Origin of the sequence: Virgibacillus tibetensis (assembly GCF_036026595.1) — a bacterium.
GTDB lineage: Bacteria > Bacillota > Bacilli > Bacillales > Amphibacillaceae > Virgibacillus_P > Virgibacillus_P tibetensis.
In genome coordinates this window covers 20,877-35,161 of sequence record NZ_JARZFX010000004.1, presented here as the reverse complement: position 1 = coordinate 35,161, position 14,285 = coordinate 20,877, and the positions used below count along the sequence as shown (strand labels likewise).

The following is a 14,285-nucleotide window of genomic DNA, read 5'->3' as shown; positions in this document are numbered from 1 at the left end:
ATGTATCTATCTGAGGAACAAGGAAGTTGGTAATAACTATATATTCTACTTTCAACCTAATCATAATTTAATAATTAAATAAAGAATAGTTAAAAAGAGAAACAACATTAATTCATTGTTTCTCTTTTTTGAAAAGTATTGTATCAATTATATTATCAATTTCAGCTTGACTTGGGAGAAATCCTTCATAAGCTCTGCCTAATCTTAATAAATTACTTATAGAGGGATATTTTAATAATTTTAGATCAGCTATATTTACTTGTGTATTTCCACTAAATGTTCTAAAATAAAAATTTACTAGTGACGAGTTTAAATACAAAGAAAGTCCTTTCGCAATCTCGATATTTTTTATTCCATTCTTTGTAATATGATAATAATTTGTTTTGTTATCAAATCCTACTCTAGTATTACAAATTAAGTCACTGTTATATACCGCTGCAACAATCCTCTTTTTTTCCTCCATAGAACTGAATCTTTTTACTAAAACGTAAACTCCAGAAGATCTTAAGTTTTTTATATTACTTTTATCTTCAATTAGAAAAGGTGGTTTTTTTCCTTTTAAAGGCCACCTTATTAATCCTTTATAAAAATTCTCCGGATAAATAATAGGAACTGAAAAAGGAGTCCTATCAAATGATAACAACCCTTCCTTTTCACGAAAATCAACTATGGGACCTGTTGATACGTTTATATTTAAATCTTCTAAAGTATATGGTAATTGATGCATTTTTTCGACTACCTCTATACTATCATCCTTAATTATTCGTATGATTTTGTCAGTGTCATCCGGAAAGACTATGTTGTCATAACGTTTTTTTATCCTCTCCATGCAAGTTAAATTATTATCTATACTCTCTATAATTTCAACTCTATCATTAAACTTTTGTTTATTCTTAGAAACATACATTATTATTGCTTCTTGTAAGATATCATCATAAAAAATATCTTTTCGAGAATTAAAGTTGTGAATCTTTTCTAATTTTACGTTGTTTGAAAGAAATTTTCTATATGATTTAAAATACTGCCCATTACAGAAACTACGAGGAGTAATACAAACTAACTGACCCTTATCTTTTAATAAATTTATTGACAGCAAAACAAAGGCAGCATAATAATTAGGTACATCAATTCCAATTTCACTTAATATTTTTTTATGATAAGACTCTGTATTTAATTTCTTATATGGTGGATTCAAACTAATGTAATCAAATTTTTTCTTTAACTCATCCTCTTTCATTCCTCTTACATACTCGAGAATAAAATCACTATTAATGATTTCAAATTCGACTTCTATATTATATTTTTTGCATAAAGCTTTACATATTTCTAAATTATTTTCTAAAACAGAAATTAGTTCTGAATCTATTTCAAACAGAGTACAGTGAATTTTATTAGGACGATTTTTCCAATTACAAACATTTGCAATAAATGCAATTGTTAAGTTTCCAATACCAACACCTGGATCCAAAAAGTTGATTACTTCTCTTTTAGTCTCTTTAAGCATTGAGCTCATATAAGATGCAATTATCATTGGAGTAAAAAATTGTTCATTCTTTCCTTTATTTATGCTTTCTATTCTTTTAATATTAAAATCAGTAGCTCTTGTGTCAAACTGTTCAAAGAAACTCTTAATCATCGTTTTACCTCCGTAAAACATATTATATCCATTCTTTAAGAAGTTTGAAACAATAAGTGACTAAATAAATAAGCTTACATGTTATACCTCCATGAATGTAAGCATTAGTGTCAGAAAACATTTAGATAAGTATTAAATTTTATATAATATTGACTATTCTTATAGTTGCTTTAAATGTGCCTTTGTCTCGGCAGCATCAATGATTTGAAGTTTAAAATCTTCCATGATGGATAGTACTTGTGAATAAACCTCGGAAAAATTATACTCTGAATCATTATAGTTTTCTCCGTGTACTATTTCATGTCGATATTTTAACATCTCATTATCTATATAGTTTTTCTTGGTCTCATAGATATTTTCTAGGCCAATACTTTGTAATATTTCCTCAAACAATTCGTAGTTTAGATTAGAATCTGTATTTATTATCCTTTTAAAAGGAGCGTCAATAAACTTTACAAAAAATACTTGTTCTTGGATACTCTCTATCTTTTTTAATAATTTAGTATGAACTGAGTTTTTTAGAGACTCTCCACTCTTCTTAACATCACTTCTTATCTTAAATGCAATAAAATTTTCTTTTAAGTCCTTATTTTTGATTTTTTGTCCACATACGTATACAACATAGTAATTAGCTACACTTCGAATAAACCCTTCCCAATGAGCACATAGTAATGCAATTCCGCTTCTTACAAGTGTTTTTTTAGAAAGTGCAATATTATTTTTCTCAATAGCCATTTTCAATTGCAATAATTCCTTTTTTCTCCATGAAAAGTCTCTATCTATTCTCTCTTCGAGGTTTTCTATATCTTTAATTTTCATTTGTAAATAAGTCTCTTGACAATATAGTTAACTCTCGGAATCTTGCAATGGGTCTTTTACCGCGTGTTGTAGCATGCATAAATCGATCATCATTAGGTATTTCTTTAATTAAATCTACCAATCTCTCCTTGTCCTCCCATAAATCAATGTTTTCACTCAAACCAATTATCGTTGCTTCATACATGCTAAGTGAAAATCCACCTTCAAATGTGTTCTTTTCTTTATTAAATTTTTTAAAAGATTTTTCTTCTAATATCGCGTTTAAAAGTTCTATTGCATTAATAAAATCTTCACTATAACGCTTTAAATCAGCATTATTTGACTCCATCAAATTTATTAGTTCTTCAGTTAAATAGTTTCCAATATCATCTTGTAGATTTATATTTTCGATATTCACTGAACGTCCTATTAAATATCTTACGATTAATTCCTTATCATACTGTTCTTGAAGGTTTCTAGATGATAAAGATGTCACAGTTTTAAAAGTGTTGTCTTCTGATAGTTCATTAACTATTTTAAAGTATTCAGGATTAACCATAAGCATTAGGCAATTTCTAACTTCCTGATCTGTTAATTGTGAACTGTTGGTATTTAACCTCTGAAACATCTCGTATTTAGCCTGGGGATTTGCAGTACTATCAATAATAATAATATCTAATTTACTTCTTTTAATCTTTCTTCTTATGTCGGCGCTAAAGCTGTTAGTCACGTCTGATTTGTTGTCCCACCATTTGCCTTCAATAGAAGGTAAAAATTTAGTTTTCACCATATTGCTAGGTGAGTATAATTCATCCTCATCCTTTTTCTTTAAAATTCCCATGAATTCTAAAATTGTGCTGATTCTTTGAAGCCCATCAATAACATCCCATTTTCCTGATGCCTCTTGCGCAACAAAAATGGGAGGAATTGGAATACCTAATATAATTGATTCAATTAAATCCGACTTTTGATTTATACTCCATCTAAAATATCTTTGATATTCCGGGAAAATATCTAAATCTCCGTCTTTGTATAAATTCGCTATCTCTCCTATGGACATACTATAAGAATCAGTTTTTATTTCATTAGCACTTTTCTCTATTTCTTTTTCTAAACTTTCCAAACTCATTAGAATCACCTCAAATTTGATTTATTCTTATTATGCCATATTGTGGAAGTTTTTTTAAGTCTTTAAATTTTATAACCTCATTTACTTATGATACGGTTCGCCGTAATGTATCTAAATGAGAATTATTTGCCTGTTTTAAAATAAAAATATCCCTCACTATTTAAGTAAAGGACATTTTAGTAATATTTTATTTAAGTATTTTGCTTTCTAAATCATCTAGCATTAGATTTGCAGCAATAACACCACCAGCTGTATTCCAAATGACATCATCCACTTTATAAGCATTTCCACTGTCTACAACAGGTAACTGCTTGAATAATGGATCTTCCAACCATTCTTGTTCTACTTTTGACCCTTCACCATCACCTGTTTCATATGTGAAATAGAAAAGGATGTCACCGTCCATCTCTGGAATCATTTCTTTTGTTGCTCCCATAATAGCAAATTCATCAACATCTTGTGATTCAGGACGTGCAAATCCGATTTCGTCAAGGATCACACCAGAAAACGAATCTTTTTGGTAAATCCGAACATCCCCACCTAAGAAACGGATCATAGAAATTTCTAAATCTAGTAATTCTCCCGCCTGCTCTTGAATACTTGCAATGCGATCGGCGTAATCATCTAGTACTTGTTGCCCTTCTTCTTTTTTGTTTAAAGCTTCTGCATAAAGCTCAAAGTTAACTTTCCAATTTCCATGAAGAGATTCTGCAAATACAGTTGGTGCAATAGCATTTAATTGTTCATACACATCCTCTTGACGCATTTTATTACCGATAATTAAGTCTGGTTGAAGAGCTGCAATCGCTTCTAAATTTGGTTCAGATTCAGTTCCGACTTCTTGGACTCCATCCATTTGCTCGCTAATATGCTCATACCAAGGGTCTCCAGTCCAAGACGAAACCGCTCCAACTGGTGTTACGCCTAATGCTAAAAATGCCTCAGTTCCTTCGTTCGTTAATATAACGACCTTTTCTGGCGCTTTCTCAATTTCGGTAGTTCCCATTGCATGTTCAACTGTGTATGAAGCTGTTTCAGCTTCTACATCAGCTTCAGACGTTTCAGTATTAGTTTCTTCTGTATTAGTACCGCATGCAACTAAAGCTACAATAAATGCAAACATAAGTAATAAAGTCATGAATTTCTTTGATTTGTTTAGCATATGATTCCTCCGTATATTATTGTAATTGATAATAAATATCATTCTCAATTAATATAATAAAATTAGTTTCACAGGATGTCAACACGTAATCGAAAATGATTCTCATTGTCATTGACAACCGTTCTCGCTTGAAATAGACTTAAAGTTAGAAAAAATTAAGACAGTGGAATTTAAGGAGTCACATCATGTTATTAAAAACAACCCCAGCAAAAGTCTTCGGGCTCTTAGTAGGGATATTTTTCTTTCTATTATTCATTTGTGTAAGTATTGTTTATGGCTATACAGATACTTCATGGAAACTAGCAATTGAAGCATATACAAACTTTGATGGTTCAAATGAACATCTAATTATCCAAACCGTAAGGATGCCAAGAGCGTTGATTGCAGCTGCTGTTGGCGCAAGCTTAGGTATTGCTGGTGCTCTAATGCAGGCTTTAACGAAAAATCCATTGGCAGATCCAAAAATATTTGGAATTGATGCTGGGGCAAGTTTTTTTATTGTGTTTTCTGTTTCCTTTTTTGCTGTTACATCATTAGATACATTTATTTGGATTGCCTTTGCCGGTGCAGCAGTCGCAGCAATTACAGTTTATTCAATTGGCTCCCTAGGCCAAGGTGGATTGACTCCAATGAAATTTACATTAGCAGGTGCTGCCATTTGGGCTTTATTCTCTCCCCTAACTCAAGGAATTCTTGTATTAAATGAAAAAGCATTAGAAGAAGTTTTATTTTGGATGGCTGGCTCGGTACAAGGGAGAAAATTGGAATACTTGCAAGCAGTCTTACCATATATGACTATCGCTTGGATCGGCTCATTACTCATCGCTCGTCGCATTAACCTTTTGTCTATGGGGGAAGATGTCGCCAAGGGGCTTGGTCAACGAACGGGAGTTACTAAATTATGTGCTGCTATTATTATTATTTTACTAGCTGGCGGATCGGTTTCGATAGCTGGTCCAATAGGTTTTGTTGGAATTATGGTCCCTCATATTTCTCGTTTTCTAGTAGGGATTGACCATCGCTGGTTGATTCCTTATTGTGCAATCATTGGAGGTTGTTTGTTGCTTGGGGCCGATATTACGGCGCGTTATGTAATTATGCCACAAGAGGTGCCTGTAGGTGTAATGACTGCGATAATCGGGACCCCGTTTTTCATTTACATTGCACGTAAGGGGTTGGCTAAGTCGTGAAGTCTAAAAACTATATCCCACTGCGCTTTGGCAGAAAAAATATATCTTTTTTAATTCATCGTAAAAGTTTAGTCGTTATTTTTGTGCTTTTATCTTTGACTGTTTTAATTGCACTTATTAGCGCCGGTTTGGGTGATATGAAAATAAGTCCGGTGAATGTGATAAAGGCCTGGTTTGGTTATGGGGACAATCTAGAAAAGATCGTTGTTAATTCGTTTCGACTGCCGAGAATTATTGTTGCGATCCTAGTAGGAATATCATTAGCCATCTCAGGTGCAATCTTACAAGGGATCATTCGAAATCCATTAGCTTCTCCGGACATTATCGGCATTACAGGAGGAGCTGCTGTTGCAGTTGTATGCTTTTTAGCGGTCTTTAGTGATGAAAACAACTCTCTAATAGTAAGCATAAAGTGGATGCCTTTAGCTGCCTTTATAGGAGCTGTAGGAATCGCCTTACTGATTTATTTATTAGCATGGAAAAATGGTGTATCCCCCATTACGTTAGTTTTAATTGGGATTGGATTATCAGCATTAACTCAGGCATTAACAACATTATTTATGATATTAGGACCAATTTATCGTGCAAGCCAGGCTAACATCTGGCTTACAGGGTCCATTTATGGGGCGAGTTGGCAAAATGTTTCGATCCTGTTACCTTGGACGATCTGCTTAATTATCTTACTTGCAATGGTGATTAGACATTTAAATGTTCAACAGTTAGGTGATTCCATAGCTACCGGAATAGGTAGTACAGTTGGCAGGTACCGAGTGCTCTTCCTTCTTATTAGTACAGGGTTTGCAGCAGGAGGCGTTGCGTTTGCAGGTGGAATTGGTTTTGTAGGCTTACTCGCCCCACATATTTCCAGGAAGATGGTAGGTTCTTCCTTTGGAGCGCTTATTCCCGTTTCGGCATTCGTAGGCGCTATTCTAGTAATGGTGGCCGATTTAATAGGAAGAGTATTATTTGGACCGAACGAGATTCCTGCTGGAGTTTTTACGGCAGTTATTGGTGCTCCATATTTTATTTTCTTATTGTATAAGTATAGAAATTTATAGAGGAACGGAGTGGTGTTATGAGTCTTGAAACGTCATCATTAACGCTTGGCTATGGAGAGTCGATTATTATAGAAGAACTTAATGTAAAAATTCCTAAAGGCGAGATTACTGTCTTTATTGGAGGAAATGGTTGTGGGAAATCGACGTTATTACGTTCACTGGCTCGTTTATTAGAACCACAGGCAGGGTCTGTTGTTCTTAATGGAGCTTCTATTGAAAAAATGAAAACAAAAGAGATTGCTAAACAATTATCTATTCTCCCGCAAGGTCCTGAAGCGCCTGAAGGATTAACGGTTATACAGCTTGTGAAACAAGGGCGTTATCCGTACCAAAGCTGGCTAAAGCAGTGGTCTAAAGAAGATGAACAAAAGGTGCATGAGGCGTTAAAGGTAACTCAGATGTTAGATCTAGCTGAAAGACAGGTCGACTCTCTTTCTGGTGGACAAAGACAAAGAGCCTGGATTGCAATGACGTTAGCTCAAGATACAGATACAATCCTTCTAGATGAACCGACAACTTACTTAGACATGACGCATCAAATTGAAATTCTCGATTTACTGTTTGAGTTAAACGAAAGAGAAAATCGAACTATTGTTATGGTATTACATGATATAAACTTAGCTTGCCGCTATGCTCATAATATAGTAGCTATTCAAAATAAAACGGTTTACGCACAAGGAAAACCGGAAAATGTGATTACGTGTAACTTGGTGAAAGAAGTGTTTCGTATGGATTGCCAGGTAACGACTGACCCTATTTTTGGTACACCTTTATGTATTCCATATGGTAAAGGACGATGTTTACTAAATAAAGCAGGTGAAGGCAGTGGCAAAAGAACAATTGGAATTGTCTGAACAATAAAGTTTACACTTTTGGTACAATTCTGCTATTGCCTTTTGCGTCATCCAAACTGTTTTATTTCCTAACCGTACATCTATTTTTGTATTCCCTTCTTCTGTTTGATAGATTAGGATGTCAGTTTCATTTTGCATTGTCATCACTCCCTTTAAAACAATTTAACTTGCTACCTTCTAAGCTTTCTACTATGTACTATTATACCATTTAAACATTGGATAACTTAATGAAAAGAGAACGTTTATTCCTATTACTGGCAATTTCATCTTTTGGTATAAAAACAAACCCCTTCAAACTTGTTCAAGAGTTCTAAGGGGCTGTATTTTATTATTTAATTTGTTCTAATACGGTTTTACATAACTCCATTTCTACTCTTTGTTTTACCACTATTTATGATACAGTACACCGTAATGTATCTAAATGAGGTTATCATAACCATTTAGGAAATATATTTAATCGTATACAAACGATTAATTACTGCGTTATGGAAGGAATCTTTCACCGTTTTTATCCAGTGAATTTGTGGTTCTCGTTAACACATCAGTCCCGCTTATTAACTCTATAGAATCTACATCAAACATATGTCCCTCATAAAATTCAAATTCGCCAAAATTAATTTTAGTCAAAAGTTCGTACTGTTCATTTTCTGTCAAAGCCCCAAAGTCAGTTGTCAAAGTTCCATCCAAATAATATGTATATTCTCTACGATCTGAAATTGCTGCGGGCGTTTGGAAGACCTCCGTATCTTTTATATAAAACTTTCCACCCTCTAAATAGTTGATTAATCCAATTTGCTCAAAATGTTCATACAAAGAGCTTAAGTATCTCTCTTCCAGTCCTGCAAAATATTCACTTGTTTCATCATCATCAATTTCTTGGCTGTTCACTTCTGATTCATCTAAATCATTATCTCCTATCGATATTTGGTCACTAGTACTCAATTGATAATTTGATTCGTCTACGCTAGGCATTTCAGGTACTTCAATATCCCTTAATACTCCCCAATGTTTATCAATATACCAAACAGTATCTCCATCTAGTTTATATAGTTCTAGATCAATGTTTCCTACATCTCCGATACCACTGACATAACCAGTAACCCAAACTACTCTCATTTTCCCTACAGGTTTATCATAATCTGCTATATTATCAATTATGTTATCAGAAGAAATTTCAATCTCAGTAATTTCCCAATCATCAGGATCTATTTGCCGCTTCGCCATTTCCTGTTCAACTAAAATCTCTGCTATTTCTATCGGCTCATACCTATCACTAATAGGTTGACTACTGTCAATAGATTCATTTTTCATTACTTCTTCATGAAGTACTTGCTCTTCATCATTAGATGTTACAAATTTTTCATGATCCAAGTTATTATTTATTATAGTAATCAACAAACTACCACATACCAGAATCAAGCTAATGATAAGTAGACTAACTGTACTTGGAGTAATGACTTTAGTTTTTCTTAATGCTTTGTAAATAGCTAATAAAAAAGAAATAATAAAAACAGCTAATCCAGCTACTAACAATATTAACCATAGGTTTTCCATTTTTAGTCTCCCTACTATACAGTTGTAAAAGTAAAATACACATTAAGTAATAGGTGTTTTTACCTGTGTCAACTATATCATAAAACTTTTAATTCTTATAAATCGTTCCTCTAACTCTATAAAAATACTTGCTTTGCTTATGGTACGGTTGACCGTAATTTTTTAAGAGGCAAAAAAAATAAGCATTGGAATTATATCCAATGCCATTATGTTATTCAAAAATTCTCTAACGAAGGATCATTTGTAGAATATTACACCGTTGCACCCATTTATTCGAAATAAATAATAGGAGTAACATTCGTAATTCGACTAACCCCTAGAACCCCTACTTCCCTATTTATGCTATCTAGAATTAGGCAATAAGTCTATTCCTTGTCAACAACTACTCCTGAATATTAAGGGTATTTCTATATCTTGCTAGTACCTAGGGTTACATAATTACCGCTGGGCCGACCGGCTCACCTCGATCCCATCGGCCACCTTTAGCTCAGATCCATCGATGCCATCCACGACATTTTCAATCATACTGAGTTTCTCCCCAGCATCGATCCTGATGCCGTTGGCCGCCTGCCGAATGACGTTGGACTCCATCCTAATGCCTGTGGGGATTCCTTTGCCCCGTCCGTCAGTACCGCGGTCATCACGGAGTCTGATAGACCAGAACCCATTAGTCCCTCCCGTGATGTGATTACCAAGCAACTTTGTACCTGGTGCATTGCGGATCTCAATACCAGCCTTGGAATCCACCCCAGCGGTGATCTTGTTGTCCTCGATTAGGGTGTCAGGAGTTCCCAGGATAACAAGGATTCCTTGACGGTTTCCAATCAGGTTGTTGGAGTGCACCCAGTTTCCAGGTCCTGAGGCATCGTGCTTGTGCTTGGATCCACCAGAATTACCCAGTGCGATGCCGGCCTGTTGACTACCAATGACGGTGTTGTCCCGGATCTCATTCAGGTATTCACCCTCGCCGTGAAGGTCAATGGCGTCGAGGTGGCTGCCAACGATGGTGTTTTCCGCCACGAGATTGTTGTGTGTGGGGAACTGCAGCAGAATAGCGTGTCGCAGATGCCTACCATCGAAGGTATTGCTTACGACGACATTATGCCGTGAATCGTTGGCGGCATTCGGGTCATGCTGATCAACTGAACCCTCGATAGCGATCCCATAGCCCTTTCCACCGGGACCAACGGCAGTTGCCTCACTGATGTGATTTCCAGAGATGGTCACTTCACGGCTGGCCTTGACGGAGATACCGTGACGCTCGAACCTGCGGATGCTCAGATTCTCCACCAGAACTTGAGAACTCGACATCCCTTCATGAGCTCCAAGGTAGACGCCATACATCGGTCCGCCACCCTCGTCTCCGTCGTCAGGGTCATCACCGAGTGGTCCCTCATGATGGGAGGTGATGGTAAAGTCCGCAATGATGACATCGTGGACGCCAGAACCGCGGATCACTCGGCTGTTATCCTCGCCGTCGAGGGAGGTCAGCAGTACAGTATTCTCCGGACCTTCGCCGCGCAAGTCCACGCCGCTTTGTAATACGATGTTAGCCGACTCGTCGGCCGGGTCAGTAGAACGCAGGTTATACGTGCCAGCTGGCAGCACGACCTCGTCTCCCGGTTCCGCCGCATCAAGTGCCGCCCGGATGGCTGCTGCATCGTCTTGTGAATCTGGTTCTGGATCTGCCCCAAAGTCCGTGACGTCCAGGGTCCTACCAATTACAGAACCTGGCGTCGGAACCTCGATTGGCTCGCCAGACCGGTCTACCAAGCCAGGATCCTGCCAGTCGCCACGCTCGGGCGGGGCGGGTTCCACGGCATCATCGCTTTCGATAGGCCCGCTGGATTCCTCGGTGCAAGCAGTCAAGAGGATCACCAGTCCAAGGATCACCCACCACGAATGTACTGAACCACGCCTGCTGTTCCGAACGGATTCCTTTTTCAAACTTCTCACGTCCTTCCTTGACTCCTTTCATTCTCTCGTCCCCTATGAGGGCACTCGAGAAAAAGCAGTAAGCCCGCGAGTCTCGGCTTGATTCACCGAGCCCGCGGGCTCACTACATTCGGGGTGCCTGACGAACCATATCGGGTCGCCGACGTCATCCCATGGCCTGGGTTTATTTACGGGAGTTCCCCTTACCCTTGGCCTTGCTATTGTCCTTGCTGAGTTTCAACGGAACGTCTTTTTCTAACAAAGTATCTGCAGAGGAACCACCGACATGCACGCGGTATTTTCCGTCAGCAGTTTCCCACTCACCGTCAGCCCAGTTCGCTAAGTTGTCCGGTTCTTCCGGAACAAAATAGGAGAACGGGTGGTTAGAGTCAGCATGGTTAATCTGTAGAGTCACTCGCTCACTCTCACCAGGATCAAGCTCAACCTTTTCGAAGTTGACGAGTCGCTTAGCCGGCTGCCCCGCCTCATCCGGAAGTGTTAGGTAGACCTGTGCCGCTTCTTTCCCGGCAACGTCACCAGTGTTTGTAATCGTGAAGGACACTTCAATTCCAGATAATGATCCTTTGTTGCCTTTACCTTCACCGCGAAGCTTCTTCACCTTGAGGTCGTCATACTCGAAGGTCGTGTACGACAATCCATATCCGAATGGGAAGAGCGGCTCCTCGTCGTTACCCTCGTACCAGCGGTAGCCCATCTCAAGGCCCTCTGTATACTGAGCAATCAGCTGATCAGAACCGTCGCCGTATGGACCTGGTCCACCTACCTTACCAGTGTCTTGACGAGTTCCTGGGTACTGCTCCTCAGTCTCATAGGCAGCCTCACGCTCAGTTGCACCAAACGTCATTGGAAGCTTACCGGAAGGATTAACCTTACCGTAGAGTAGGTTAGCGACGGCATTGCCATCCTCCATACCTGGGAACCACGCCTGAAGGACTGCAGGGACTTCATCCAACCATGGCATAAGCACCGTACCGGAGGTCTTCAGCACTACAGCGGTATTCTCCGCATTCGCTTCCAGAACCGCATCGATTAACGGCTCTTGTTCCACCCAGTCTTCTCGGTCACCGTGCTCATCAATGTCGATAGCTGGGAAGCCTAGTGTGTCGCGATCCGCAGTCTCATGCGGGTTGTCACCAATCATAAGTAGCACAACATCGGACTCAGCCGCTAGTTCTGCCGCAGCCTCAGGGTCACGGCCATCGTTATAAGTCACTTCGTTGTCATAACCAAGCTCCTCGATAACATTCTCTAAACCTTCCTGTGGTGTGACCGTATAAGGGGTCACTACGTTGTCATTGTTGTCTCGAATGGAGCGCGGAGACATCTTGGCCTCACCTGCAAACCATTCGACGCCGATTAATGCAATTGACTTCTTCTCGCCGTCAAGTGGCAGGAAGCCGTCATCGTTCTTCAATAGTACGGACCCTTCCTCTGCCATCTTACGTGCGCTAGCACCGTTAACCATCGGATCGACGATCTCAGGTAAGAACTTATCGAATGGCTCGTCCATGTGGTTAAACTCAATCATCTTGATGTACCTCGGGCGAAGCAGATTGTCGATATCATCCTCGGTCACCAACTCTGAGTCAAGTGCCTCCTGAACCTTCTCCTGGGTGTAATACTGTGGTGCCCAGTCAAGCTCAACATTTGTACCCGCCTTGATAGCAGCCACCGTGTCGTGAATTGCGCGACGGTCACTCATGACGTAACCATCGAAGCCCCAGTTGTCCCTTAGGGCATTTTGAAGCAGTTCAGAACTGTCACAGGCATAGGTGCCGTTAACATCCGGGAACGAACACATTACAGAAGCCGGATCAGCATCCTTAACGGTCATCTCGAATGGCAGCATGTACAGCTCGTTCATGGCCTGTGAGGGAACTTGGACACCCATCGTCCATCGCTCAGTCTCCTGCTCATTGCCTGCCAGGTGCTTGAGCTGTGCCTGGACACCTTGGCCCTGGATGCCCTTAACCTGCTCAGTCGCCAAGATACCAGTTAGGTATGGGTCCTCACTGAAGTACTCATAGTTCCGGCCATTGTACGGGTGACGCACAAGGTTCATGCCCGGTCCGAGCATCACGTGATGTGCGAAGGCCCGTGTCTCCTCGCCGAGGATTCGGCCGGCCTCATAATTCAACTCGTGGTTGAAGGTCGCGCCCATAGCCAGGGTAGACGGTAGTCCCGTTGCCTCTGGGTCATTGCCACACGATCCGCCCTTTACACCCGTACCACCATTGGTCATGCGGATTGTGGGAATGCCCAGTTCCTCAATCCCACGGATTTGTCGGCCGGTGTCCTGCCACTCACACTCCGGCAGGGTACCCTGGGGAGCAAATTCGCCGTTCATATACTTGCTACTACCACCCCTGTCGATAACGACCGTCTCACCGGTGTCGTTCTCATTGAAGCGTGAAATAGCGATTTGCTGGATCTTCTGTTCCATCGTCATCTCATCAAGAAGCAGCTCCGTGCGCTCTTCAGCAGAGAGCTCGGTGTTCATCCAAGGGAGATCTCCTTCTGTTCCATTGCCCATCGCACTTACAGAATTTACTAACGAGGACATGAAAATAGTTGCAATCATAAAAATAGAAATAATTCGTTTTGTCATGTTGTTCTCTCCTTCTAGTTGTCTATTAGTCTCGAAATAATTCTTTTTACAATCTTAACGCCTCCCTTTTCTACAGGTCTCCTAATATACAGAAAAACTATTACGGTTTCATGTACGATTCATAACAATTAAGTAACAAATACTACAAAAATTGCACTGCTCCTAAAGTCACAAAAATCATTCAATTACTGTAGTAGAAATGTTTTCCAAATAACCAATCAAAATGAATAAATTAAAACAAACTATAATTGGGAAACGAACAAAGAAAATGCTCAATCACAGTAAAATCTAGTCTACTTTTAAAAAGTCTAATTTCCTTTATATGCTCTTTGGAAATCGG

General features: G+C 39.2%; 11 protein-coding genes. 3 read left to right on the top strand and 8 right to left on the bottom strand.

Annotated features, from left to right (window positions below; genetic code table 11):
• Positions 1-112 precede the first annotated feature (112 nt).
• The 4 genes from QGM71_RS10165 to QGM71_RS10150 form a co-directional block, all read right to left on the bottom strand.
• Complete coding sequence (locus QGM71_RS10165; RefSeq protein ID WP_327607435.1) at positions 113-1,636, bottom strand: Eco57I restriction-modification methylase domain-containing protein; 1,524 nt, start codon at positions 1,634-1,636, stop codon at positions 113-115.
• A gap of 159 nt (positions 1,637-1,795) precedes the next feature.
• Positions 1,796-2,455: an MAE_28990/MAE_18760 family HEPN-like nuclease gene (locus QGM71_RS10160; protein ID WP_327607434.1), complete on the bottom strand. Its 660-nt coding sequence runs from the start codon at positions 2,453-2,455 to the stop codon at positions 1,796-1,798.
• Positions 2,445-3,563: a DUF262 domain-containing protein gene (locus tag QGM71_RS10155; protein WP_327607433.1), complete on the bottom strand. Its 1,119-nt coding sequence runs from the start codon at positions 3,561-3,563 to the stop codon at positions 2,445-2,447. Before QGM71_RS10155 ends, QGM71_RS10160 begins: the two co-directional genes overlap by 11 nt.
• Before the next feature lie 187 nt (positions 3,564-3,750).
• Positions 3,751-4,725, bottom strand: coding sequence for an ABC transporter substrate-binding protein (locus tag QGM71_RS10150; protein ID WP_327607432.1), 975 nt, complete (start codon positions 4,723-4,725; stop codon positions 3,751-3,753).
• Positions 4,726-4,910: 185 nt separating this feature from the next.
• On the opposite strand from QGM71_RS10150, the gene QGM71_RS10145 reads away from it, so the two are divergent.
• Genes QGM71_RS10145 through QGM71_RS10135 form a run of 3 tightly spaced genes read left to right on the top strand, consistent with a single transcriptional unit; the run spans position 4,911 to position 7,827 of the window.
• Complete coding sequence (locus QGM71_RS10145; RefSeq protein WP_327607431.1) at positions 4,911-5,915, top strand: FecCD family ABC transporter permease; 1,005 nt, start codon at positions 4,911-4,913, stop codon at positions 5,913-5,915.
• Positions 5,912-6,973: a FecCD family ABC transporter permease gene (locus QGM71_RS10140; RefSeq protein WP_327607430.1), complete on the top strand. Its 1,062-nt coding sequence runs from the start codon at positions 5,912-5,914 to the stop codon at positions 6,971-6,973. The genes QGM71_RS10145 and QGM71_RS10140 overlap by 4 nt, the downstream gene beginning before the upstream one ends.
• A gap of 17 nt (positions 6,974-6,990) precedes the next feature.
• Positions 6,991-7,827 carry an ABC transporter ATP-binding protein gene (locus QGM71_RS10135; RefSeq protein WP_327607429.1) on the top strand — a complete coding sequence of 279 codons (837 nt, stop codon included), beginning with the start codon at positions 6,991-6,993 and terminating at the stop codon, positions 7,825-7,827.
• Between the two features lie 483 nt (positions 7,828-8,310).
• Here the strand turns inward: QGM71_RS10135 and QGM71_RS10130 are convergent, their stop codons facing one another.
• The 4 genes from QGM71_RS10130 to QGM71_RS10115 form a co-directional block, all read right to left on the bottom strand.
• The gene (locus QGM71_RS10130; RefSeq protein WP_327607428.1) at positions 8,311-9,381 is read right to left on the bottom strand and encodes a hypothetical protein; all 1,071 of its coding nucleotides are present in this window, start codon (positions 9,379-9,381) and stop codon (positions 8,311-8,313) included.
• A 438-nt stretch (positions 9,382-9,819) separates the two neighbouring features.
• Complete coding sequence (locus QGM71_RS10125) at positions 9,820-11,154, bottom strand: right-handed parallel beta-helix repeat-containing protein (protein ID WP_327607427.1); 1,335 nt, start codon at positions 11,152-11,154, stop codon at positions 9,820-9,822.
• Between the two features lie 49 nt (positions 11,155-11,203).
• The gene (locus QGM71_RS10120) at positions 11,204-11,359 is read right to left on the bottom strand and encodes a hypothetical protein (RefSeq protein WP_327607426.1); all 156 of its coding nucleotides are present in this window, start codon (positions 11,357-11,359) and stop codon (positions 11,204-11,206) included.
• 141 nt (positions 11,360-11,500) lie between these two features.
• On the bottom strand, positions 11,501-13,945 hold the full coding sequence (locus QGM71_RS10115; protein WP_327607425.1) for a beta-glucosidase: 2,445 nt from the start codon (positions 13,943-13,945) through the stop codon (positions 11,501-11,503).
• Between the last annotated feature and the right edge of the window lie 340 nt (positions 13,946-14,285).